Below are 21474 nucleotides of genomic sequence, written 5' to 3'. Positions count from 1 at the left end.
CGAGAGATTGAGTTTTTTCAACTGGTATCATACAATGAAAATGCTTAATTTTTGGCAAAAAGGGGATTGCAGCATATGTTTGGATGGTTGGCAAAAGGCTTGCTCGCAGGCTGCATCGCAGTCGGGGTGATCGCCGGTTCGGTCTATCAATGGGGCAGTTATCCGTATGCGGATCAGGTCGCGGTGCTGGCCTATCATCATTTGGACGATACGGATCAAAGCAACGTCACGATCACGCCGGAGCTGTTCCGCAAGCAAATCAGCTTTTTGAAGGAAAAAGGATACCATTTTCTGACGCTTTCGGAATTCCGCGAATTCATGAACGGCAAGGACGTGCCCCGGCAATCGGTGCTGGTTACGTTCGACGACGGCTACGAGAGCTTCTATACGTACGGATACCCTGTGCTCAAGGAGCTTGGCATACCGGCGGTCAATTTTGTCGTGACCAAGGACTTGGCCGATCCGAAGGCGCCCGCCCTGACGGCTTTATCCGAGGAGCAGATCCGGCAGATGGCCTCGGAAACGGACTTTATCGATTTTCAATGTCATTCGCACGACCTGCACCAAAAAGTGGACGGCAATCCGCTGCTCACCAGCCTGCTGCATACGGAGGGACGAATTGAAACGGTTGCCGAATATGGCGACCGGATTCTGAAAGATACCCGGGCTTGCGCCAGCCGGCTCCACGCCCTTCATTTGCAGGAAGTCGATATGTACGCCTACCCTTACGGCATGTACGATCAGCAGGCATCGGAGCTGGTCCGGCAGGCCGGAATTCGCTACGCGTTTACGGTGAAAAGCGGCATGGTGACGCAAAAGGACGACGTGATGCAAATTCCGCGCATCAATGCCGGCAACCCGAGCATTACGCCGGAAAAGCTGCACCGCACGATCATGCGCCGCGCCGTGAAGACGCAGCTGTCCTGGTTGAGCCGCTAAAGGCAGGCTGGTTTAGCGGCGGCCGTCGAACCACAGCTTGCGGTAGTCGACCCAGCCGAGCGAGCTGATCGAGACGTCCCGCAGTCCCGGCGGGTACGAGGCCGACTGCTGCCAGCGGTACCACAGGATGACGGCGCGCTCCCGCAGGATCGTTTCTTCCAGTCGGCCGAGCAGCGCTAACCGGCGGGCGCGGGAAGGCTCCCCGGGAAGCTTGGCGCACAGACGGCTCGCCATTTCACGCAGCTCCGGAGGCAAGCACCGCCTCACGGGGCTGTTTGCGTTAGCCAGCAGGGCGAGCAGCGTCCACTCCGCATCCTCTTGCACCGGCTGCTCCAGTGAGTACAAGTCCGCCACGGCGAGCGTCTCCTCTTCGAACAAAGCCTCGTACGGCACAAACGCAAGCTCCAGACGAACGCCGTACGGAGCGAGCGCCCGCTGCAGCCACGCCGCATCCCGCTCGTGGCCTGCCCCCGCGTACGTGACGAGCCGCAGCGTCCGCTCCCCGAGCCTGTCCGCCGGAGTCCCGCCAGCATGGCAGGCTATCGCAGGGCTATGGCCAGCCTTGCAGTCCGGTGCAGGAGGTGTGGCGTTGTCATCCCCCTCCATGTCCCGGATAAAACGATTCGCCAGCGGCCCCCGGTTGCCGTCCAGGTCTAATTGGACCGAGCCGTTTCGGAGCACGAAGGCCAGCAGTTCCCGCAGTCCGGCGTCCGACCAAGGCGAGGAGCTGCCGCTACGCCAGTTCAACGCAATAAACTTGCAGCCCCGGTCGATGTTCGTTTCCTCCAGCCAGTGTTCCTGCAAACGGCTCTCTCCGCTTTCGCGGTAAGGGCGAAAATGCCGGAAGTGGCGAAAGTTCAGTCCGCCCAGCTCGGCTTCGTCCTCGGCTTCCGAGTCTTCATTACCGTCGTAAGTAGATGGCAAGCACCACATCTCCACGCGGTCCAAATGCGCCCTCCGCTTGTAGTAGTCCGCAAACGCCTCAAGCGCAAAGAAACGGCTTTCCCGCTCCGCCAAGCGGAACGGTCCGGTACCGACCGGCCGAAAAGCAAAGTCCGCCGTCAGCCCGGCCGGAACGATGGAGGCCGCCGGGGAAGCCAGCAGCCCGAGCAAAGGGCCGAGCGGCTCCCGCAGCCGGATTTCCAGATGAAAATCGTCTAACGCCGCGACGGCTTCGAGCCCTTCGTACAGCGGCCCATAGGGCGAATTCGCATGCGGCTGACCGGCACCGCGCAGCCGCTCCAAGGTGTAGGCGGTATCCCGGGCCGTGAGCGGTTTGCCGTTGTGGAAGCGCACATGCTTTTGCAGCGCGAATATCCAGCGCTCCGGGCCTCCCTCGTCTGCCACCCGCTCCCAGTGATGGGCCAGCCCCGGCAAAAAACGGTCTGTCTCCCGGTCGTACCTCACCAACGTATCGAACAGCTGCCTGATCATATGCAGCTCCGTCCGCCGCGTCGCATAAGCCGGGTCCAGCGAGCCAAGCTGCCGGTAGGCCGGGAAGCGGAGCACCTCCATGGGTCCCTGCTTCTCGTCCGGCGACGGTTCCCTGCGGTAGCCGAACTCCTCCTGCAGCAGCTCCTCGAGCTGTCTGCGGCCGTCCGGCGTATCCGTGCCCTGCTCCGCCAAAGCCACGGCCTCGCGAAGCCGTCCCTGGGCGAGCCGTTCCTTCACCTGCTCCAGCAGCAGTCTGTCGGGCTCCGCCCGCAGCTCCAGACGCGAACGGTTGCCGCGTCCGCGGCCCGGCTCCCACCTGATCCAATCGCGCGTCTGCATCCCCCGCAGCAGCAGCTTTACGTTGCGCTCGGTGCAGTGGAGCAGTCCGGCCAGTTCCGCCAGCGTCGCTTCCGTTCCGCCTTCCAAGCCCCGGGGATGCAGCCCCCGGTACAGCTTCAAGTAATGCTCTTCCAGCCGCATCGCGTTCCGTTCTCCTTCCTCCGTTTGATCGTGTTTTCACGAACCAAAAGGGGAAATTTCTGCTCCCAGTTTACACTTTTTATTCCCCTTTTTCCATTTACAATTAGAGTTACGTCAATGCTTGAAAAGGGGCTGTTTGAAATGAAAGCACACGGTCCATCCGTCCGCGCAATCGCTTGGGTAACGGCGGTCTGTCTGCTTGGCGACTCGATGCTCTATATCGTGCTTCCGGTGTACTGGCAGCATTACGGCTTGGAGGCCCTCTGGCAGGTTGGCGTCTTGCTGTCGGTCAACCGCTTCGTCCGGTTGCCGCTCGGCCCGCTGATCGGCTGGCTGTACAGCCGGTTGCCGAAACGAACCGGCGTGCTTGCCGCAGTCGGTCTGGCCTGCGCCACGACGCTGGCGTTCGGCTTCTTCAACGGCTTCGTGCCGCTGCTCATGGCACGGGCCTTGTGGGGCGCAGCCTGGTCGATGCTGCGCATCGGCGGCTACCTCACAGTGCTGGAGGCCAGCGGCGGCGGGGACCGCGGCCAGCTGCTCGGCCGCTACAACGGGATCATGGGCGTCGGCAGCCTCGTCGGGATGCTGGCCGGCGGCCTGCTCGCCGACCTGCTCGGCGTTCGCGCGGTGGCGCTGCTGCTCGGCGCGGTCACGCTGGCCGGCTTGCCATTCGCCTGGCGCTTCGTGCCGCCCACCGTCACGCCATCCGCCTCGCCGCGGCGCGACGATTCCGTGCCCCGACGGCCGCGGCTGACTGCCGCAGCGCTGCTGCCGCTGCTTTCGGGCTTCGCGACCGCACTCGTCGCCCTCAGCCCGCTGATCGCCGCCCGCCTGCCGGACGACGGCACGCTCACGCTTGCGGGCTTCACGCTCGGCGCAGCCTCCGTCGCCGGCGTCCTGCAAGCGCTGCGCTGGGGCTGGTCGCCCTTCCTGTCTCCCTGGTTCGGGAGACTGTCGGACGGCCCCCGCGGCCGCCTGCCGCTGTACCTCGCCGCGCTCGGTCTGGCGGCTGCCGCCTTCGCGCTGCTGGCGCTGCCGCTGCCCTTCGGCCTCTGGCTTGTGGTCCTGCTCGCGGTGATGCTGGCGAATACCGCCATCACCACGCTCTCGGACACGCTCGCCGCCGACGCCGCCGCGGGCAGCCGCGCCGTCGCGTACATGACGACGTATACGATCGTCGTCGATATCGGGGCCGCGCTCGGCCCGCTGGCCTCCTTCCTGCTGGGCGCGTTCGGCCCCGCCGGCGTCGGCTTCGCCTGCGCCGCGCTGATGGCGCTCACCGCCGCAGCCTGGCTCATTTTTCATCGCCGATGGCGTATGCTATAATGTGCGGCAAAAGAACGTGCGAAGGAGCGAATCGAGATGCAGCAGTTCGAAGCGGTGCTGCACCGGCCCGAAGGGACAGGGACGTGGACGTACTTCACGCTGCCCTTTTCCGTGGAGGCCGTTTTCGGCAGCAAAGGACAAATCAAAGTGAAAGGAACGGTCAACGGCGTGCCGTACCGCAGCTCGGCGATGCCGCACGGCAACGGCACCCACTACATGGTCGTAGGCAAAGCGATTCGCGATCAGGCCGGGGTCGCGCCGGGCGATCCGGTACAGGTGACGATGGAGCTTGATACGGAAGAGCGAACCGTCGAGGTGCCTAGCGATCTGGCCGACGCTCTTCGCCAAACGGAAGAAGCCGCGGCCCGATTCGACAAGCTGGCTTATTCGCACCGGAAAGAGTTCGTGGACTGGATCGAATCGGCCAAGCGGCCGGAAACGCGGGCGAACCGGATCGCGAAAGCCGTAGCGATGGTGCTGGAAGGAAAAAGACCGAAGGGGTAACGGGCGCTTTGGAGGAGGATGCGGCATGGAACTGGCGGAAATGATGGCCCGGCTTGAAGCGCTGGGCACGGAGCAGAACCGTAAAGTGTACGGAAAACACGGCGCCAAAGAGCCGTTATTCGGAGTCAGCTTCGGCAATCTGGACAAGCTGAGAAAAGAGATTAAAACGAACGACGCCTTGGCCGAACAGCTCTGGAACACGGGAAATACGGATGCCCGGACGCTTGCCGTCATGATCGCCGATCCGAAAACCCGAACGCTTGAGCAGTTGGAGCAATGGCTGGACGATATCGATTATTACTGCTTGACGGATGTGTTTGTGACCCATCTGGCAAGTAAATCCCCCTTGCTTCCCGAGCTGCTAGAACGCTGGACGGCTTCAGACCGGGAATGGGTCGGACGGGCCGGCTGGCAGCTGATGGCGCACGCCGCCATGAAGAGCAAAACGCTTGGGCTCGACGAGGACTATTTTCTCCGGCAACTGGAGCGCATTGAAGCCCGCATCCATTCCAGCCCGAATCGTGCCCGGGATGCGATGAACGCCGCCCTGATCGCGATCGGGATGCGCAGCGAAGCTTTGGAAGCCGCGGCTTTGGCAGCCGCAGCCCGCATCGGCAAGGTCGAGGTCGACCATGGCGATACGGGCTGCAAGACGCCGGACGCGGCGGTTTACATCGCCAAGGCGAAGAGCCGGAAGCGCTGACCGCCGCACGAAGTAAGGAGCACATTTCCGCGTACGGGAAGCGCTCCTTTTTATCTCAACGCGCACCTTTCCCGATACACGTTGCGTCACTGCGCAGCGGGTGATCCCCCTATGGGGGGCGACGAGATGTATCCCCGGGAAGAAAACCTCCACACCGCCGAAGAACCTGTGCAGGAGCGGAGCTTATTGGGAAATAGAGGAACGCTGGTTCCTTTATTTTCGCTATCGTGAAGCATTTTGGCAAAATAGAGGAACACACGTTCGTTATTCACCCATTTTTAGGTGGAACTAATAAAATTCGACAAGAGTAACGCATCTGTGTTCCGCTACTTGCCGCATCCCCTTCAACTCTGGCCATATAAAGGAACTGGGATGCCTAAATGGGAAAATCATGATCCGCATCGCGCTTTGGCTACACTTAGCAAGCGGAACAGCTTTATGAAGGCCGGTCTCGTAAACATCATGAGGGCTGCCCCCCGACGTTTGCAGCGCCGCAACTCGTGCTGAGGGAAGTGCACTAAAATAATCAGGCTCCCCTCCTCGGACTGCCCTCTCCTCCTGTTCCAGCCTCACTCCGCCGCTGTCGGATCGTACGCCTCCCGCTCCCGCCTTACTCCGCCACTATCGGATCGTCCTCCCCGATCCAGCCTCACTCCGCCACTGCCGGATCGTCCTCCCCACTCCCGCCTTACTTCGCCGCTGTCGGATCGTACGCCTCCCGCTCCCGCCTTACTCCGCTACTGCCGGATCGTCCTCCCCGATCCAGCCTCACTCCGCCACTGTCGGATCGTCCTCCCCCGCTCCCGCCTTACTCCGCCACTGTCGGATCGTCCTTCCCGCTCCAGCCTCACTCCGCCACTGTCGGATCGTCCTCTCGCTCCCGCCTTACTGTGCCGCACCCGGAATCGGCCGCCGCATCAGCTCCTGCCGCTCGAAGCCGTACTGCTCATACAGCCCATGCGCGTCTCTCGTGCCAAGCACCATCCGGGTACCTTGCACCGCCGGATGCTCCACCAGAAACTGCATCAGCGACTTGCCGAGTCCCTGCCCCCGGTGATCGGGGTGCACGATAACGTCGCAGACCCAAGCGAACGTGGCGTAATCCGTCACCACCCGCATGAAGCCCACCTGCGCCTCCCCATAGTAAAGGCCGAAGCAGAGCGAATTTTCAAAGCTCCGCAGCACCGTCTCCTTGCTTCGGTGCGCAGCCCAGTAGCTTGTCTGCAAAAGCGCATAAATCACATCCGGCTGCAGCTCTTCCCGGCAATCGTTAATGCGGTACGGCAGCGTGTTATGCTTCCATTCCATCTGTACCCCTCCTGTAGATGTTGGTTTCGTTCATGTCGTTCAGTATAATGGAGACAGATGATACCGGCTTATTTATTTCTCCCATCTGTACCCGTACAAAAGTAAAGGGGGACTCCTCGCTTGAGCATAAATATGAACATAAGTACGAGCACGGGCTGCAAATTCGAAGCCATCAAAGCGGACATCCAGCGCAAGCTCGCATCCGGCGCCATCCGGCCGGGCACCAAGCTGCCTTCGATCCGCGACGTATCCGTACAATACGGATGCAGCAAAAATACGGCCATTCGCGCGTACGACGAACTGGAACGGGAACACTTGATTTATTCGGTTCCCAAAAGCGGCTATTACGCCGTCGTCCGCTCAGAACAACCCTCCTCCTTCGAACCGTTGGAGCGCATCGATCTCGCCACCGCGACCCCGGACCCGGCGGTTATGCCGTATGCGGACTTCCAGCATTGCTTGAATCAAGCGATCGCCCGGTACCAGGACCGGCTATTTTCGTATTCGGACCCGCTCGGCTTTATGTCGCTCCGGCAGGCGCTGCAAAAGCATCTGACCACGACGCAGGTATTCGCCGAACCGGAGCGGATCGCTGTCGTATCCGGCTCTCAGCAGGCGATTCACATGCTGGCCAGCATGCCTTTTCCGAACGGCAAGACGGCCATTCTTGTCGAGCAGCCCACCTACTTCGGCATGCTCCGCACGCTGGAGCTGCTGGGCATCACGGCCATCGGCATCGTCCGCACCGACGAAGGAATCGATCTGGACGAGCTGGAGCGGCATTTTCGGACGAACACGATCAAATTTTTTTATACCGTGCCGCGGTATCACAACCCGATGGGAACGAGCCTGAGCCGGGAGCAAAAACAGGCGATCGCGCGGCTGGCCGAGCGCTACGACGTTTACATCGTGGAGGACGACTATTTGGCCGATCTGGAAACGAACCGCCGCGCGGACCCGATCTACAGCCTGAACCGCTCCGGCCATGTCATCTATGTCAAAAGCTTCTCCAAAGTAACGCTGCCGGGCCTGCGGCTCGGCACGGCCGTCCTGCCGCAGCCGCTGCTGGAGACGTTCCGCCTGTTCAAATCCTCCGCCGATTCGAGCACATCCGCCTTGTCCCAGGCGGCGCTCGAGCTTTACTTGACGTGCGGCATGTTCGACCGCCACGCTGCACGGATGCGCGAGCATTACCGCGCCCGGATAGAGGCGCTCCGCACGGCCGCCGCTCGCTACCTGCCGCAGGAGGTCCGCTTGCATGTGCCGGACGGCGGCGTCTTCGCCCGGCTGCTCGTACCGCCGCCGCTGGAAGCCGACGATCTGCTGGCCGCGCTGAAGCAGCAGAACGTCGTAGCCTTGCCCACCGCGCGAAGCTATCTGCGCACGTTCGCGAAGGACAACGGCCTGCGCTTGAGCGTCATGCGCGCGAACGAAGCGCAGATCGACGAAGCGATCCGTCGCATCGCCGACTGGATCGGGCAGGCGCGCCGCCGCAAGCCGCCGCTGCAATGGGACCCGGTCGTCGACTGGATCTAAACGAGGAGATAACGCCGGTCGCTTTGCATGAATACATGACCCATTTCGGATACTACGACTATGTTTATTTTTCCAAAGACTTCAATCAATGTGGGAGCTCTTGAACCACGCGAAGGAGGACAATCATGATTAAAAAAATGGCAACGGCCGCCGTTTATGTCGAGGACCAGCAAAAAGCGAAAGCGTTCTGGACGGAGAAGGTCGGCTTCGAGGTCGTAGCCGAGCGCCAAATGATGCCGGGGGCGAGCTGGCTGGAGGTTGCGCCGAAGGGAGCGGAATCCGCGCTGGTGCTCTATCCGAAAAGCATGATGAAAAACTGGGCCGAGCTAAAGCCGTCCATCGTATTCGCCTGCGACGATGTCGAGAAGACGTACGAGACGATGAAAGCGAACGGCGTCGCCTTCGAGGGTGAGCTGCAAAAAATGCAATGGGGCACCTTCGCTACCTTCCTCGATGAGGACGGCAATTCGTTCTTGATCAAATGCTAGAAAAAAAAGACCGTCCAAACGCCGAAGCATTTGGGCGGTTCTCACATCTATGGGCCGGTCCGGCGGGCCGTACTCGGACCGCCGCCGTTCTCATTTCCCCGCCGTATACTCGGCTACGACCGGGTCTGAATTTAGCCTCCCGCTCACCGCCTTGATCACGAACCGATACGATTGGGAAGGGTCCTTTTTCGCTACGGTATAGCTGTAGGCGGTCGTTCCGTCGGCATGACGGACTGTGGCCGTCCAGTTCGGCGCCACTGCGTCATGCTGCTCGTAAATGCGATAGCCCTCTACCGCCGGTCCCGTACCCGGAGCCGTCCAAGTCAGCTTGACTTGCCCGTCCGCCGTCAGCGTCGCTTTGGCATTTTGCACCTTATTCGGCTTCGCGGCGGTCTTCTTCATGCTGTAGGCGTCGTAGAGTTCCATGCTTCCGCCCTTCGTCGTCGTATAAGCTTGGAAAGACAGCGTATCGTCCTGGACGGTGACCCCGGTGAACATTTGCTTTTTCGGCTGACCGGATACGGCCGCGTACGGGAAGTCCTCGTTTTTGGGCTTATAAAATTTCGGGCCTGCCGTATTGCCTACGAAATAGACCGTCCCCTTCGGGTTCAGGACATGGCCTTCGCCGTCCTTCGTCACCTCTTGAGGCTGACCGGCGTACATTTGGTAGCTTCGGGTGTACGTATGGTCGTGTCCCGACAGGACGGCGTCGATGCCCAGCTCATCGAACAGGGGCGCCAGATGCTCGCGGAAAAACTTGACGTCCGTGCTGCTGGAATGGCTGGCTACCGAATAAATCGACTTGTGGAACAAGACAATTTTCCATTTTTTATCCGTTTTAGCAACTTCGTTTCGAAGCCATTCCACTTGCTTCTTGAAGACGGGGTCGGAGTCGCCCGAATACTGCGTGTTGAAGACCATGAAATGAGCCGGACCGTAGTCAAAAGCGTACACCGAGCCTTCCGGGGTAGCGTCCGTTTGCGACTTGTTGGGCAGATGGAAGTGGTAGGCGTAGTTGTTGTAATTTTGGGTTTCATGGTTACCCAGAATCGGTATCAGCGGAAGGCGGGATAAAATGTCTTTCGGCTCGTTAAGCAACCACATCCACTGCTCCTCCACATCGCCGTTGTCCACCAGATCGCCCGTATTGACGATGAATTTGGCGTCCGGGAACTTTTGAATCCCTTGTTGGACCGTGTTTTTCCACAGGCCGTAATCAGCTTGCGTCTTCGCTTGGGAATCAGTCGTATACAGGAAAGTAAAGCCGTTATCACTTGCAGGCTCCGTCGTAAACGTGCCGATCTCGCTCCAGTTGCCCGCCGTCCCGTCGCCCAGACGGTAAGCATAGGCAGTGCCGGGCTTCAAGCCGTCGGCGATGACTTTATGGCTTGAATATTTCGTGGTTTTATGATTGGATTTATCCGCCAGCGTCAAATAAACGCTGATCGCTTGCGAAGCGCCTTGATACGTCTGGACTCCCTCAGACGGAAACGAATTTCCGTTGAGCTTCGAGGCTTCCACGACCTGCAGTTGGGTACCGGTAATCTTGTCCGACGTGTACCAGGCGAACGCCATGCTGGTTTTCGGATCGTCGTAATACGTCAGCGCGATCGCCATCGGCTTGCCGCTCTGCGGATTTCCGCCGCTGCCCGAATCGTCGGGATTCGCAACGAGCTTCATATCCCAATACAGGTCGGAGCTGCCCGCGCTTCCCTGATGCACCTCGGCCGCGAGTATGTTCGCGCCATCGCGGAGCTTGCCTTTCAATACGGCGGTCAGGTCGGCCGTGACGGTCCGGGGATCGCTTTTCGACTCGGAGGCCAGCGTAGCGTAGCGGATGTCCCCTTCCGGCATATTGAAGCGGTACGCCTCTTCGCCGTTGACATAGAGCACGACGCCGTCGTCAATCCCGAAGGTGCCTTGGATCTGCTGAAAATCGCTTACTTTGGCCGCGTGAACCGTTGTGCGGAAATACGTGGTCGGGTATTTCTTTTTGGAGTCCGGACCATAGCTGACGGCGGTCTTTACGGAGCCGAACCCTGAAGTTCCGGTGTCCGCCGGATAACCGAAAGGCGCCTGTCCGGAGCTCCAGGCGGAGTCGTCGTAGGCAACGTTCTTCCAATCACCACCCAAATCTTTCCCCCGGTCAAAATAGCGCCATGTGGCGTTTCCGGCCAGCAGTGTGACGGGACCAGCAGACGACGCAGCGGAGTCTTCGGATTCATCCGCAAGGGCTGCTCCCCCTGTTAGCAGCAATTGAAACACCAAAAGCAGAGACAATATCATCGGCCATCGTTTTCGCTTCAACCCTCTGTTCATCAACTTCACTCCAATCTTCATAAATGAAGTATTTAACCGTCGATCAAATTAATTCATGCGCCCCCCTCCTCGCTCCATAAAATCCCACTATATGGAAAACAAAACCATTGTAGCTTTCATTGTAAAAAATTTCAATATGGAATAATCCCAGATGAAATTAATCCACCCGCCACTCCCAAAGAAAAAGGGACATTTCCTTACGCCAAAGCCATGCGTGCGGAATGTCCCTCATTTGGTTATGCTATATGCTATTGCAAAACGTCTTCATCGGTTCAGTCAGTACGCCAACCGTCCATCCCGGACGACGACTTTCCCGCCTTTGACGACCGTATCGACGTGGTTGATGCCGAAGTGATACGGCACATACGCCAAATTGGCCGCATCGAAAATGACCAGATCGGCCTGCTTGCCCGGCTCCAGGCTGCCGACCCGGTCGCCGCGCCCGATGGCGTGCGCCGCGTTGACGGTCACGGCCGTCAGCACTTCCTCCGGCGTCAGCCCGAGGTTCAGGCAGCCGAGCGTCATCACGAGCTGGATCGACTCCGTCGGCGAGCTGCCGGGGTTGTAATCGGTCGATAGCGCCACGGCAAGGCCGAGCTCGATCATGCGGCGCGCGCGGGCATGCTGCTTCAGCCGCAGGTTGAACGAGGTTGCCGGCAGGCAGACGGCGATCACGCCGGCATCGCGCATCGCCTCGAACCCGGCGTCGGTCGCGGCCAGCAAGTGCTCGGCCGAGATGCAGCCGAGCTTGCCTGCAAGCTCCGCGCCGCCGAGCGGCTCGATCTCGTCGGCGTGGATTTTCACGCCGAAGCCGAGCGCCTTGGCCGCCGCCAGAATCTCCTCGGACTCTTCGGGCGAGAACACGCCGTGCTCGCAGAATACGTCGCAGAATTCGGCGAGTCCGAGGCGCTTCACCTCCGGCAGCATTTCGCGGATCACGAGCTTCACGTAATCGGCCGAGCGGCCCTTATATTCCTCGGGCACCATGTGCGCGCCCATGAACGTCGAGACGAGCTCGATCGGGTGCGCTTCGTTCAGCCGCTTCGTCACCCGAAGCTGCTTCAGCTCATCCTCAAGCGTCAAGCCGTAGCCGCTTTTCGCCTCGCACGTCGTCACGCCCTGCAGCAGCAGCGTATCGAGGCTGCGCTTCGCCTTGGCGTACAGCCCGTCCTCCGACGCCCCCCGCGTGGCGCGGACCGTGCTCAGAATGCCGCCGCCCTGCGCCAGGATTTCCAAATACGTCGCGCCCTGCAGCTTCATCGCCAGCTCGTGCTCGCGCGAGCCGCCGTGCACCAGATGCGTATGCGGGTCGACCAGCCCCGGCGTCACCAACCGGCCCCCGGCATCGAGCTCCTGCGCAACCGGCAGGCCTGCGATCTGAGCGCGTACGTCGGCTTCAGGGCCTGCGGCGACAACGACGCCATCGCGTACGGCTACGGCGCCTCCTTTTACAACCGGCACGTCTGCCATGCGGCTGCCTGTACGCGGCCCCGCTTCCCCCGCCATCGTAATCAGCTCGCCGATATGGTGTACGAGCAAATCGATCCGTTGCTGTTCCATTTTCCATCACCTCAACAAAGTCGTCCGACCCGACATCTTTCGGACCGGACGGAATATAAAAGCATGCGGTACACACGGTCCGTCGGTTTCCCGGCGGATACGGCGAACCGCAGCTTAATTACGCTTTATTCAGCCGATTGTCTCAAAGCGCCGGCCGCGCCTTCTTAAATGCCCAGCATCGGGACGCGAACGCCGCGCTCCTTGGCCGTCTGAACCGCCAGCTCGTAGCCTGCGTCCGCATGACGGATAACCCCCATGCCCGGGTCCGTGTTCAGCACGCGGGACAGCCGCTCTTCCGCTTCTTGCGAGCCATCCGCGACGACGACCATGCCGGCGTGGAGCGAATAGCCCATTCCGACGCCGCCGCCGTGATGCACCGAGACCCAGCTTGCGCCGGACGCCGTGTTCACGAGCGCGTTCAGGATCGCCCAGTCGCCGACTACGTCGCTGCCGTCCTTCATCGCTTCCGTCTCGCGGTTCGGCGAGGCGACGGAGCCGCAGTCGAGGTGGTCGCGGCCGATAACGATCGGCGCGGACAGCTCGCCGCTGCGCACCATCTCGTTGATCGCGAGCCCCATCTTCACGCGCTCGCCATAGCCGAGCCAGCAGATCCGCGACGGCAAGCCTTGGAAGGCCACTTTCTCGCGCGCCATTTCGATCCAGCGGCGCAGGTGCTCATTTTCCGGAAACAGCTTCAGCACAAGCTCGTCGGTTTTGTAGATGTCCTCCGGATCGCCGGACAGCGCGGCCCAGCGGAACGGCCCTTTGCCTTCGCAGAACAGCGGGCGGATGTACGCCGGTACGAAGCCCGGGAAGTTGAACGCGTCCTTCACGCCTTCATCTAAAGCGACCTGACGGATGTTGTTGCCATAGTCGAACACGACGGAGCCCAGCTTTTGCAGATCGAGCATTGCCTGCACATGGGCCGCCATCGACCGCTTCGACAAGCGGACATATTCCGCCGCGTTGCTCGTGCGCAGCGCCGCCGCCGCTTCCAGCGAGTAGCCCGCAGGCACGTAACCGTTCAGCGGATCGTGCGCCGACGTCTGGTCGGTGACGAAATCCGGCACGATGCCGCGGCGCACGAATTCCGGGAAAATCTCCGCCGCGTTGCCGACAAGACCGATCGAAAGCGGACGGCCCTGCTCCTGCGCCTCGCGCGCCAGCTTAAGCGCTTCGTCCAGATCGTGCACCATCACGTCGCAATAGCGCGTATCGATCCGGCGCTGAATGCGCGTCGCGTCGACGTCCACCCCGATGACGACGCCTTCGTTCATCGTGACGGCCAACGGCTGCGCCCCGCCCATGCCGCCGAGACCCGCGGTCAACGTCAGCGTCCCGCGCAGCGTGCCGTTCGCATGCTGACGCGCCGCTTCGGCGAACGTTTCGTACGTGCCCTGCAGAATGCCCTGCGTGCCGATATAAATCCAGCTGCCCGCCGTCATTTGCCCGTACATCATCAGCCCTTTTTTATCCAGCTCATGGAACGTATCCCAGTTCGCAAACGCTGGCACGATGACGGAGTTGGAGATGAGCACTCGCGGCGCTTGGCTGTGGGTTTTGAAAATGCCGACCGGCTTGCCGGACTGCACGAGCAGCGTTTCGTCCGCTTCGAGCTCCGTCAGACACTCGACGATTTTGTCGTACGCTTCCCAGTTGCGGGCCGCCTTGCCGATCCCGCCATAGACGACGAGGTCTTCCGGCCGCTCGGCTACCTCCGGGTCCAGATTGTTCATCAGCATGCGCAGCACCGCTTCCTGCTGCCATCCTTTGGCCGTCAGCTTCGTGCCGCGCGGCGCGCGAATCGTACGTTTATTTTCCATCGTAATCTCTCCCCTTGGGTTTTATGATTAGCCGCGCTTCATCGTGCCGGCCATAAAGTTAAGAATGACGTGCAGCGCCGTGCGCACGGTCGCCCGGCGCGGGTCCTGCATCGGATCGACGCAGACGACATCGAAGCCCTTCACCTTCGGATGGCGGCCGAGCATGAACACCGCCTCCAGCAGCTGCCAGCTCGTCATCCCGGCGGGCACCATCGCCGGAACGCCCGGCGCATAGGCCTGATCGAGCACATCCATATCCACCGTGACATAGATCGCGTCGGTGCCGCTGCCGGCCACTTCAAGCGCCTGCGCGACGAACTTCTCCACGCCCTCCAGCGCGACCTGCCGCGCCGTAAACTGCGTAATTCCCTGCTCTCGCGCATAGTCGCGGTACGCCTTCGAGTTCGCGAAGCTGTGCAGGCCGATCTGCGCGATATGCTTACCCTCCACGGCGCCGGATTCGATCAGGCCGCGGATCGGCGTGCCGTTGGACGGTCCGCCGTCCTGCAGGTTGCGCACGTCCATATGCGAATCGATCTGGACGATGCCGACCGGCCCGCCGATTTTGTTCCGGAATGCTTTGACGGACGGGCACGTGATCGAATGATCGCCCCCGGCGATAATCGGGAACAAGTCCGGCAGCGCCTTGTACACGTTCGTCAGCCCCTGCTCGATGTTCGCATGGCAGAGCAGCAGGTCGGTGACATGCATTTGAATATCGCCGAGGTCGCGGGCGTTCAGCTCCTGCAGATCGACGTCGTGGTCGATGCTGTACGTCGTCACGTTCGCGAACAGCTCGCGCAGCGCGTTCGGCGTCATCGACGCGGCCGAGACGCTGATCGACGTCTTGGACAGCGGCACCCCGATGAAGCCGAAGTCGACCGACGCTTCCCCGTCCCACGGTGTGAGCCACTGGGCCACCTTCGTCTCGAACCGGTCACGCCAGTTCGACCGCCGCGCCAGCTCCGGCGGGTTTAACAGATCAATCGTTTTCACGCATAATCCTCCTTTTGCCTTATCGCGGATTCAAACCGGCGTCCCTGCCGCCGAAAAACCCGCCGCTTAACCTCCTGTATGATTAACCGCATAGGATGATTTGCTGCCTTAACGGTTAATGGCCCAAATAAGCCTGCTTGACGACATCCTGCGAACGCAGATTGTCGGCGGTGTCGTGATGGCTGATCTCCCCGTGCTCCAGTACGTAGCCGCGGTCCGCCACCGACAGCGCCATCGCTGCGTTCTGCTCGATCAGCAGAATTGTCAGCCCCTGACGCTTGATTGTCTTGATCGTCTCGAAGATCCCTTTGACGACGATCGGGGCCAGTCCCATCGACGGCTCGTCGAGGATAAGCAGCTTCGGCTTCGCCATCAGCGCCCGCCCGATCGCGAGCATCTGCTGCTCGCCGCCGCTCATCGTGCCGCCGAGCTGGGTCCGGCGTTCGGCCAGCCGTGGAAACATCGCATAGATGGCGTCCATCTCCTGCTTCAGTTCACCCTTGCCCGCTTTGCGCGAATATGTGCCCATGTGGAGATTTTGCTCCACGGTCAGCTTTGGAAAAATGCGCCGGCCTTCGGCCACCATCACGATGCCTGCCTCCACAAGTTTATGCGTCGGCTGGCCGATGATGTCTTTACCTTGATACAGAATGGAGCCCTTCGAAGGGATGACACCACAAATGGCGTTCACGGTCGTCGTTTTCCCCGCGCCGTTCGAGCCGATCAGCGTCACCACCTCGCCCTGCTTGACCTCCAAAGACAAGTTCCTCACGGCGTGAATGCTGCCGTACGATACGTTCAGATTGCGGATCTCAAGCAACGGGAATCCCCTCCTCGCTCTCCGTCTTGCCGATGTACGCCTCGATGACCGCCGGGCTGTTCATGATCTCGTGCGGGTCGCCGTCGGCGATCTTCTCGCCGTGGTCAAGCACCGCCACCCGGTCGCACAGCTTGCACACCATGCCGACGTTGTGCTCGATCAAAATCAGCGTCGTCCCGCTGCCGCGAATCGTGCGAATCAGCGCTTCCATCTCGTGAACCTCCTGCCCGTTCATCCCGGCCGTCGGTTCGTCCAGCAGCAGCAGCTTGGGGCCGGAGACGAGCGCCCGGGCGATTTCCACCCGCCGCTGGTTGCCGTACGACAGGCTGCCCGCCTGCTCCTGCTCGAAGCCCCGCAGTCCGACGAGCTCCAGCACCCGCAGGCTCGCCTCCGTCACCTCGTGCTCCTCCCGCTTGGCGGAGCCGAGGCCGAGAATCGCCGACCAAAGGCCGGAACGCGTGCGCCCGAACATGCCGACCTTCACATTTTCCAGCACCGTCTCTTCCTTCAGCAGCCGGATGTTCTGGAACGTCCGTGTCATCCCCTGCTGCGCGATGCGGAACGGCTTCATGCCCTGGATCGGCCTGCCTTCGAACATAATCGATCCTTCGTTCGGCTGGTACAGCCCGGTCAAAATATTGAAGAACGTCGTCTTCCCCGCGCCGTTCGGGCCGATCAGGCCCAGAATTTCTCCCTGCTTCACCTCCAGGCTGACTCCGCTGACGGCCGTCAGGCCGCCGAACCGTTTCGTGATGCCTTCCACCTTAAGCACGGCCGCCACCTCCCTTGCCGCGCGGCTTCATCTTGATGCCTGTCTGCCCGAAAATCCCCTTCGGACGATAGCGCATGACCAGAACCATCAGCAAGCCGTAAAACATCATTTTGTACATATCGAGATATTTCATATCGAACATTTGAAGGTCGAACAGCCGGAACAGCTCCGGGAGCAGGTACAGCAGCGAGACGCCGAACAATGTGCCGCGGATGCTGCCGAGGCCGCCGATTACGACCATGCTGAGCACTGTCGCCGAGACGGTAAATCCGAACGAATCGGCGCTGAGGAACGATACTTTATGGGCAAACAGCGCGCCGGCCGCACCGGCGTAAGCCCCGCCGATCGCAAACACCAGCACCTTGTAGTACGTCGTGTTGATGCCCATCGAAGCGGCCACTGTCTCGTCCTCCCGGATGACCATCCAGGCGCGGCCGATCCGCGACCGCGTCATTTTGCGCAGCGCATAGATGCCGACGAGCAGCATAATCAGAACGAACAGCAGGTAGCCGACATTTTTCATCTCAATGCCGAAGAACGACAGCCCTGGAATCGAATCGAGACCGTAAGCGCCGCCGGTCAGCTCGGAGTTTTTGAAGTACGATTGAATGATGAGCCCGAGCCCGAGCGTCGTAATGGCGAGAAAATCTTCCCGTACCCGCAAGCTCGGCAGCCCGAGCACCGCGCTGATGACGAAGGTTATGACAATGGCGAGCAGGATGGCCAGCCACGGATTCAAGCCCGCTTTTACCGACAAAATCCCCGAGGCATAAGCCCCGATGCCGAAAAACGCCCCGTGTCCCAACGACACTTGACCCGCGTAACCGGTAATGAGGTTCAAGCCAAGGCCAAGCAAAATATAGATGATCAGAAAGACGACGATATCGACGTAGTAAGGGTTAAACAGCGCATCCATACGATCACCTACACTTTATCGACGTTCTTCCCGAACAGGCCGGACGGCTTGAAGAGAAGAATGACGATCAGAATGATAAACGCGATGGCGTCCTTGTCGATCACCATGCCGGTCATGAAGCCGTCGCTCAGCGATTCGACGACGCCGAGAATGAGACCGCCGACAATCGTGCCGGAAATCGAACCAAGGCCGCCGAGCACCACGACGCAGAACGCCTTGAGCCCCGGAATCGCGCCCATCGCCGGGAACAGCGAGTTGAAGTTCCACGCGACCAGTACGCCCGCAGCGGCCGCCAGCGCCGAGCCGATAACGAACGTGACCGAGATGACGCGGTTTACGTTGACGCCCATCAGCGACGCGGCCCGCGTGTCCTGTGCCGTCGCCTGAATGGCGAGGCCCATCTTCGTAAACTTCAGGAAGGCGTACAGCAAGCCGAGTCCGACGATGCCAGCCGCGATGATGTACAGCTTCGTATTCGTAAGCGAAATCGATTGGGTGAGGTTCACGACCGATACTTCGATGCCCGTCTCGGGGAACGCCTGCGTATCCGACGTGAAGACAATTTGGAACAGGTTTTCGAGAAAAATGCCGACCCCGATCCCGCTGATCAGCGTGGTGATGGGGTGAGCGCCGCGCAGCGGACGGTAGGCGAACCGTTCGACCGCCATCCCGGCGATAGCTGAAATCACCATGGCGAACACGATGGCCGCCAGGAACGGCAGGTGCAGGTATGTGATGCCGATCATCGCCGCGAACGCGCCGATCATGTAGATGACGCCGTGCGCGAAGTGCAGCAGCTTCAGGACGCCGTATACCATCGTTAGGCCGACGGCGATCAAGATGTAGATGAACCCGAGCGATATGCCGTTAAGCAGCTGTTGCAGCAGCATAAGCCGTTCTTCACTCCTTTCCGTGGAGGTCGCGGGGATAAGAAAGGAGACCCCAAGGGCCTCCTCCCTTTGCCGTTGACCGACTGATCGTTCTTAGTTGTACATTTGCGATTTCACGAATTGGAATTTGCCGTCCTTCACGGTCATAAAGATGACCGGCTTCATGACTTCATGGTCGGTGCGGAAGCGAATTTGGCCCGAGGTGCCTTCCAGCTCGCTCGTTTCGTTAATGGCCTGCTTCAGCTTCTCCTTGTCGGTACCCGCTTTCTTCATCGCTTCGAGGATCACCATCGCGGCGTCATAGCTTTGCGAAGACAGCATGTCCGGCTCGCCTTTGTACTTGTCGTGCCATGCTTTGACGAACTTCTGGACTACAGGGCGGTTGTCGGTCGTGTAGAACGACGTGGTGAAGGTGGACCCTTCCGTATTCGATTTTCCAAGCTCCAAATATTTCGGCGAATCGAAGCCGTCCACACCAAGGAGCTGCGCATTAATGCCGCTTTCCTTCGCCTGCTTCACGATCGCGGCCGCTTCGTTGTAATAGGCGACCACGTACAGCGCGTCCGGATTCGTCGCTTTGACCGCGGTCAGCACGGAGCTGAAATCTTTGTCGCCCATCTTGTGCGGACGGTCGATGGCGATTTTTGCGCCAAGCTTCTCGACATTTTCTTTGAACGATGTGTAGATCGATTTGCCGTAGTCATTGTCCACGTACAGGACGGCGATGTTTTTCTTCTTCAGGTCGTTCACCGCATATTCGGCCATCGCCCGGCCCTGCACCGGACCCGTATAGATGACCCGGTTCACGTAATCGCCGCCCTTGGTTGCGTCCGGATGCACCGCATACGCGACGACCATCGGCACCTTCAGCTCCTGTACCTTCGCCGCCGCCGTCTTGGTCGGGCCGCTGTAAGCGCCGCCGACGAGCGCCGTCACTTTATCGTTGTTCACGAGCTTCTGTACCGCTTTGATCGCTTCCTCCGGCTTGCCTTGGTCGTCTTCCGCCACGAGCTCGACCTTCTTGCCGTTGATGCCGCCCGCCGCATTGTACTGCTCGACTGCCAATAGCGCCGCGTCGCGGCTGTGCGTGCCGTCCGTCGCCGTCGGTCCGGTCAGCGGACCGAACCAGCCGATCTTGATCGCGTCGCCCGACGCCTCTTTGGAAGCGCCTCCATTTGCCGGGGAAGAAGTCGCCCCTCCGCCGCTTGCGCAGCCGCTGAGCAGGAATGTAGTCATCATGACGCTTGCTGCAAACATCGAAAACCGTTTCATCTTTAAGTGCCCCCTTTTGCTGTATGTGAATGAAGTATGAACTTTTCCGGTGCACTCCTATCGTACTTGTAAACGCTTACGAAAGCACTAGTGAATTTTGCGAAAGTTTAGCACAATTTTGCTGCGCGATATTCGTTCGGGCTGCAGCGAAGATAACGTTTGAATAGCCGGCTGAAGTAATTGGAATCCTGAAAACCGGCGAGCGAAGCGATCTCCTGCACCGGTTTATCGGTGTTTTCAAGGTAATAGACCGCTTTTTCGATTCGGAGCTTGTTCAAGTAGTCGACGAAGGTGCTTCCCGTTTCCTTGCGGAACAGGTGACTGAAATGGTAGGTGCTAAGGTAACAATATTGTGCTATTTCTTCGAGGGGAATCTTGCGCTGATGATGCTGTTTCATGTAGGCGATGGCCGTCCGGATTACCGGCGACACCTCCGCCGTCTGCGCCTCGCCGATCCGTGCGGTCAGCTTGCTCCAGTGCTCGCTGACTTTGGCCACGAACTTGTCGTAGCGGATCGTCATGTACAGATCTTGAATAAACCGGGCGTTCTCCGACAAAATGCTCTGCGCATGGCCGCCCACATCGAGCGACAGGCGCGTCAGCTGCATGACGAGGTCGATGACCTCGGATTTGAACATATCGACATTGCCACGGTACGTCTGCCCCATGCGCTCCAGCAGCAGGTGTAAGTACGAAACCGCCCCGTGCACGTCGCCCAGGCGGACGCGGGCCATCAGCTCCGTCCGTTCCGCTTGCGAGACCGGCTTGTGCGGCTGCTCGCCGTCCTGCTTTTGCCTTTCGTATTGGAAAATGAGCCGGTTGCCCTGGAAAAAGCGGTCGATCATCGACTCCTTCGCTTCCTCATACGAATAGTGGAGCATATACGGGTTATCGTAAAAGGTGCCTATGCCGACGGAGACGGAAAAGCCTTGCGCGTCGGTCAGCTTCTGCACTCGCTTCGCCATCGCGAAAGCGGTCTTGGCGGGATCGGGATCGCGCCGGTCCTTCGTCCCCAGCTCGACGAGCAGAGCCAGCACGCCTTCGGCCACCCACACCCAGACGAACGGCGCCTGGATGCCCGCATGCAGAGCGTCGATCAGCTTCTGCCCGATATCGATGCGCCACTGGATGGGCTGCCCGAGCGCAAGATCGGGATACCGGTCCATCGAGAAGACCATCGCCAGGTTGGGCCGGAGATACATATCGAACTCCGCCTGCATCTCCGCAAACGTCGCTTCGTGAACCAGCGTACCGGAGATCAGCAGGTGGGTAAACGTCGCTTGAGTCGGATGTTGCCTCATGGGAGCCTCCTAACGGTAAATTCGTTTAAAAACTCATATCCAATATAGCATGATTGCCGCAGCAGAACAGGGGGTCGCGACTAGGGA

General features: G+C 60.2%; 18 protein-coding genes. 6 read left to right on the top strand and 12 right to left on the bottom strand.

Features of this window, described 5'->3' with window-relative positions; genetic code table 11:
* Positions 1-75: 75 nt before the first annotated feature.
* Positions 76-939: a polysaccharide deacetylase family protein gene (locus KQX66_RS08750; protein ID WP_216792077.1), complete on the top strand. Its 864-nt coding sequence runs from the start codon at positions 76-78 to the stop codon at positions 937-939.
* Between the two features lie 12 nt (positions 940-951).
* Here the strand turns inward: KQX66_RS08750 and KQX66_RS08745 are convergent, their stop codons facing one another.
* Positions 952-2853 carry an ABC transporter substrate-binding protein gene (locus KQX66_RS08745; RefSeq protein ID WP_216792076.1) on the bottom strand — a complete coding sequence of 634 codons (1902 nt, stop codon included), beginning with the start codon at positions 2851-2853 and terminating at the stop codon, positions 952-954.
* A 141-nt stretch (positions 2854-2994) separates the two neighbouring features.
* On the opposite strand from KQX66_RS08745, the gene KQX66_RS08740 reads away from it, so the two are divergent.
* Genes KQX66_RS08740 through KQX66_RS08730 form a run of 3 tightly spaced genes read left to right on the top strand, consistent with a single transcriptional unit; the run spans position 2995 to position 5386 of the window.
* Complete coding sequence (locus KQX66_RS08740; protein WP_216792075.1) at positions 2995-4179, top strand: MFS transporter; 1185 nt, start codon at positions 2995-2997, stop codon at positions 4177-4179.
* A gap of 36 nt (positions 4180-4215) precedes the next feature.
* A complete protein-coding gene (locus tag KQX66_RS08735; protein ID WP_216792074.1) occupies positions 4216-4683 on the top strand; it encodes a YdeI/OmpD-associated family protein in 468 nt (155 codons plus the stop codon).
* A gap of 25 nt (positions 4684-4708) precedes the next feature.
* Positions 4709-5386, top strand: a complete 678-nt coding sequence (locus KQX66_RS08730; protein ID WP_216792073.1) for a DNA alkylation repair protein — start codon at positions 4709-4711, stop codon at positions 5384-5386.
* 885 nt (positions 5387-6271) lie between these two features.
* Here KQX66_RS08730 and KQX66_RS08725 read toward each other — a convergent pair.
* Positions 6272-6694, bottom strand: a complete 423-nt coding sequence (locus tag KQX66_RS08725; RefSeq protein ID WP_216792072.1) for a GNAT family N-acetyltransferase — start codon at positions 6692-6694, stop codon at positions 6272-6274.
* Between the two features lie 120 nt (positions 6695-6814).
* Between KQX66_RS08725 and KQX66_RS08720 the strand changes: the two genes are divergently transcribed.
* Both KQX66_RS08720 and KQX66_RS08715 read left to right on the top strand, forming a co-directional pair.
* Positions 6815-8230, top strand: a complete 1416-nt coding sequence (locus KQX66_RS08720) for an aminotransferase-like domain-containing protein (RefSeq protein ID WP_253957019.1) — start codon at positions 6815-6817, stop codon at positions 8228-8230.
* A 125-nt stretch (positions 8231-8355) separates the two neighbouring features.
* Positions 8356-8718, top strand: a complete 363-nt coding sequence (locus KQX66_RS08715; protein ID WP_216792071.1) for a VOC family protein — start codon at positions 8356-8358, stop codon at positions 8716-8718.
* Positions 8719-8808: 90 nt separating this feature from the next.
* On the opposite strand, the gene KQX66_RS08710 is transcribed toward KQX66_RS08715, so the two are convergent.
* The 10 genes from KQX66_RS08710 to KQX66_RS08665 form a co-directional block, all read right to left on the bottom strand.
* Complete coding sequence (locus KQX66_RS08710) at positions 8809-11037, bottom strand: metallophosphoesterase (RefSeq protein ID WP_216792070.1); 2229 nt, start codon at positions 11035-11037, stop codon at positions 8809-8811.
* Between the two features lie 276 nt (positions 11038-11313).
* Positions 11314-12597, bottom strand: coding sequence for an imidazolonepropionase (gene hutI / locus KQX66_RS08705; RefSeq protein WP_216792069.1), 1284 nt, complete (start codon positions 12595-12597; stop codon positions 11314-11316).
* Positions 12598-12761: 164 nt separating this feature from the next.
* A complete protein-coding gene (gene hutU, locus KQX66_RS08700; RefSeq protein WP_216792068.1) occupies positions 12762-14420 on the bottom strand; it encodes a urocanate hydratase in 1659 nt (552 codons plus the stop codon).
* A gap of 27 nt (positions 14421-14447) precedes the next feature.
* Entirely contained in the window at positions 14448-15416 is a 969-nt protein-coding gene (locus tag KQX66_RS08695; RefSeq protein ID WP_216792067.1) for an agmatinase family protein, read from the bottom strand.
* Positions 15417-15531: 115 nt separating this feature from the next.
* Complete coding sequence (locus tag KQX66_RS08690; RefSeq protein WP_163853254.1) at positions 15532-16236, bottom strand: ABC transporter ATP-binding protein; 705 nt, start codon at positions 16234-16236, stop codon at positions 15532-15534.
* The gene (locus KQX66_RS08685; RefSeq protein ID WP_216792066.1) at positions 16229-17008 is read right to left on the bottom strand and encodes an ABC transporter ATP-binding protein; all 780 of its coding nucleotides are present in this window, start codon (positions 17006-17008) and stop codon (positions 16229-16231) included. The genes KQX66_RS08690 and KQX66_RS08685 overlap by 8 nt, the downstream gene beginning before the upstream one ends.
* Positions 17001-17924, bottom strand: a complete 924-nt coding sequence (locus KQX66_RS08680; protein WP_216792065.1) for a branched-chain amino acid ABC transporter permease — start codon at positions 17922-17924, stop codon at positions 17001-17003. The genes KQX66_RS08685 and KQX66_RS08680 overlap by 8 nt, the downstream gene beginning before the upstream one ends.
* An 8-nt stretch (positions 17925-17932) precedes the next feature.
* Positions 17933-18814, bottom strand: a complete 882-nt coding sequence (locus tag KQX66_RS08675) for a branched-chain amino acid ABC transporter permease (RefSeq protein ID WP_216792064.1) — start codon at positions 18812-18814, stop codon at positions 17933-17935.
* Between the two features lie 93 nt (positions 18815-18907).
* Complete coding sequence (locus tag KQX66_RS08670) at positions 18908-20086, bottom strand: ABC transporter substrate-binding protein (protein ID WP_216792063.1); 1179 nt, start codon at positions 20084-20086, stop codon at positions 18908-18910.
* A 107-nt stretch (positions 20087-20193) separates the two neighbouring features.
* The gene (locus tag KQX66_RS08665; protein WP_216792062.1) at positions 20194-21387 is read right to left on the bottom strand and encodes a helix-turn-helix domain-containing protein; all 1194 of its coding nucleotides are present in this window, start codon (positions 21385-21387) and stop codon (positions 20194-20196) included.
* Positions 21388-21474 lie beyond the last annotated feature (87 nt).

Origin of the sequence: Paenibacillus oleatilyticus (genome assembly GCF_018998565.1) — a bacterium.
Classification (GTDB): Bacteria; Bacillota; Bacilli; order Paenibacillales; family NBRC-103111; genus Paenibacillus_G; species Paenibacillus_G oleatilyticus.
Note: the sequence above shows the minus strand (reverse complement) of the source record. Positions and strands in the feature narration are given on the sequence as shown.

Coding starts and splice junctions, on each gene's coding strand:
- KQX66_RS08750 (WP_216792077.1), top strand. CDS start 76: ATGTTTGGATGGTTGGCAAAAGGCTTGCTCGCAGGCTGCATCGCAGTC.
- KQX66_RS08745 (WP_216792076.1), bottom strand. CDS start 2,853: ATGCGGCTGGAAGAGCATTACTTGAAGCTGTACCGGGGGCTGCATCCC.
- KQX66_RS08740 (WP_216792075.1), top strand. CDS start 2,995: ATGAAAGCACACGGTCCATCCGTCCGCGCAATCGCTTGGGTAACGGCG.
- KQX66_RS08735 (WP_216792074.1), top strand. CDS start 4,216: ATGCAGCAGTTCGAAGCGGTGCTGCACCGGCCCGAAGGGACAGGGACG.
- KQX66_RS08730 (WP_216792073.1), top strand. CDS start 4,709: ATGGAACTGGCGGAAATGATGGCCCGGCTTGAAGCGCTGGGCACGGAG.
- KQX66_RS08725 (WP_216792072.1), bottom strand. CDS start 6,694: ATGGAATGGAAGCATAACACGCTGCCGTACCGCATTAACGATTGCCGG.
- KQX66_RS08715 (WP_216792071.1), top strand. CDS start 8,356: ATGATTAAAAAAATGGCAACGGCCGCCGTTTATGTCGAGGACCAGCAA.
- KQX66_RS08710 (WP_216792070.1), bottom strand. CDS start 11,037: ATGAACAGAGGGTTGAAGCGAAAACGATGGCCGATGATATTGTCTCTG.
- hutI (WP_216792069.1), bottom strand. CDS start 12,597: ATGGAACAGCAACGGATCGATTTGCTCGTACACCATATCGGCGAGCTG.
- hutU (WP_216792068.1), bottom strand. CDS start 14,420: ATGGAAAATAAACGTACGATTCGCGCGCCGCGCGGCACGAAGCTGACG.
- KQX66_RS08680 (WP_216792065.1), bottom strand. CDS start 17,924: ATGGATGCGCTGTTTAACCCTTACTACGTCGATATCGTCGTCTTTCTG.
- KQX66_RS08675 (WP_216792064.1), bottom strand. CDS start 18,814: ATGCTGCTGCAACAGCTGCTTAACGGCATATCGCTCGGGTTCATCTAC.
- KQX66_RS08670 (WP_216792063.1), bottom strand. CDS start 20,086: ATGAAACGGTTTTCGATGTTTGCAGCAAGCGTCATGATGACTACATTC.
- KQX66_RS08665 (WP_216792062.1), bottom strand. CDS start 21,387: ATGAGGCAACATCCGACTCAAGCGACGTTTACCCACCTGCTGATCTCC.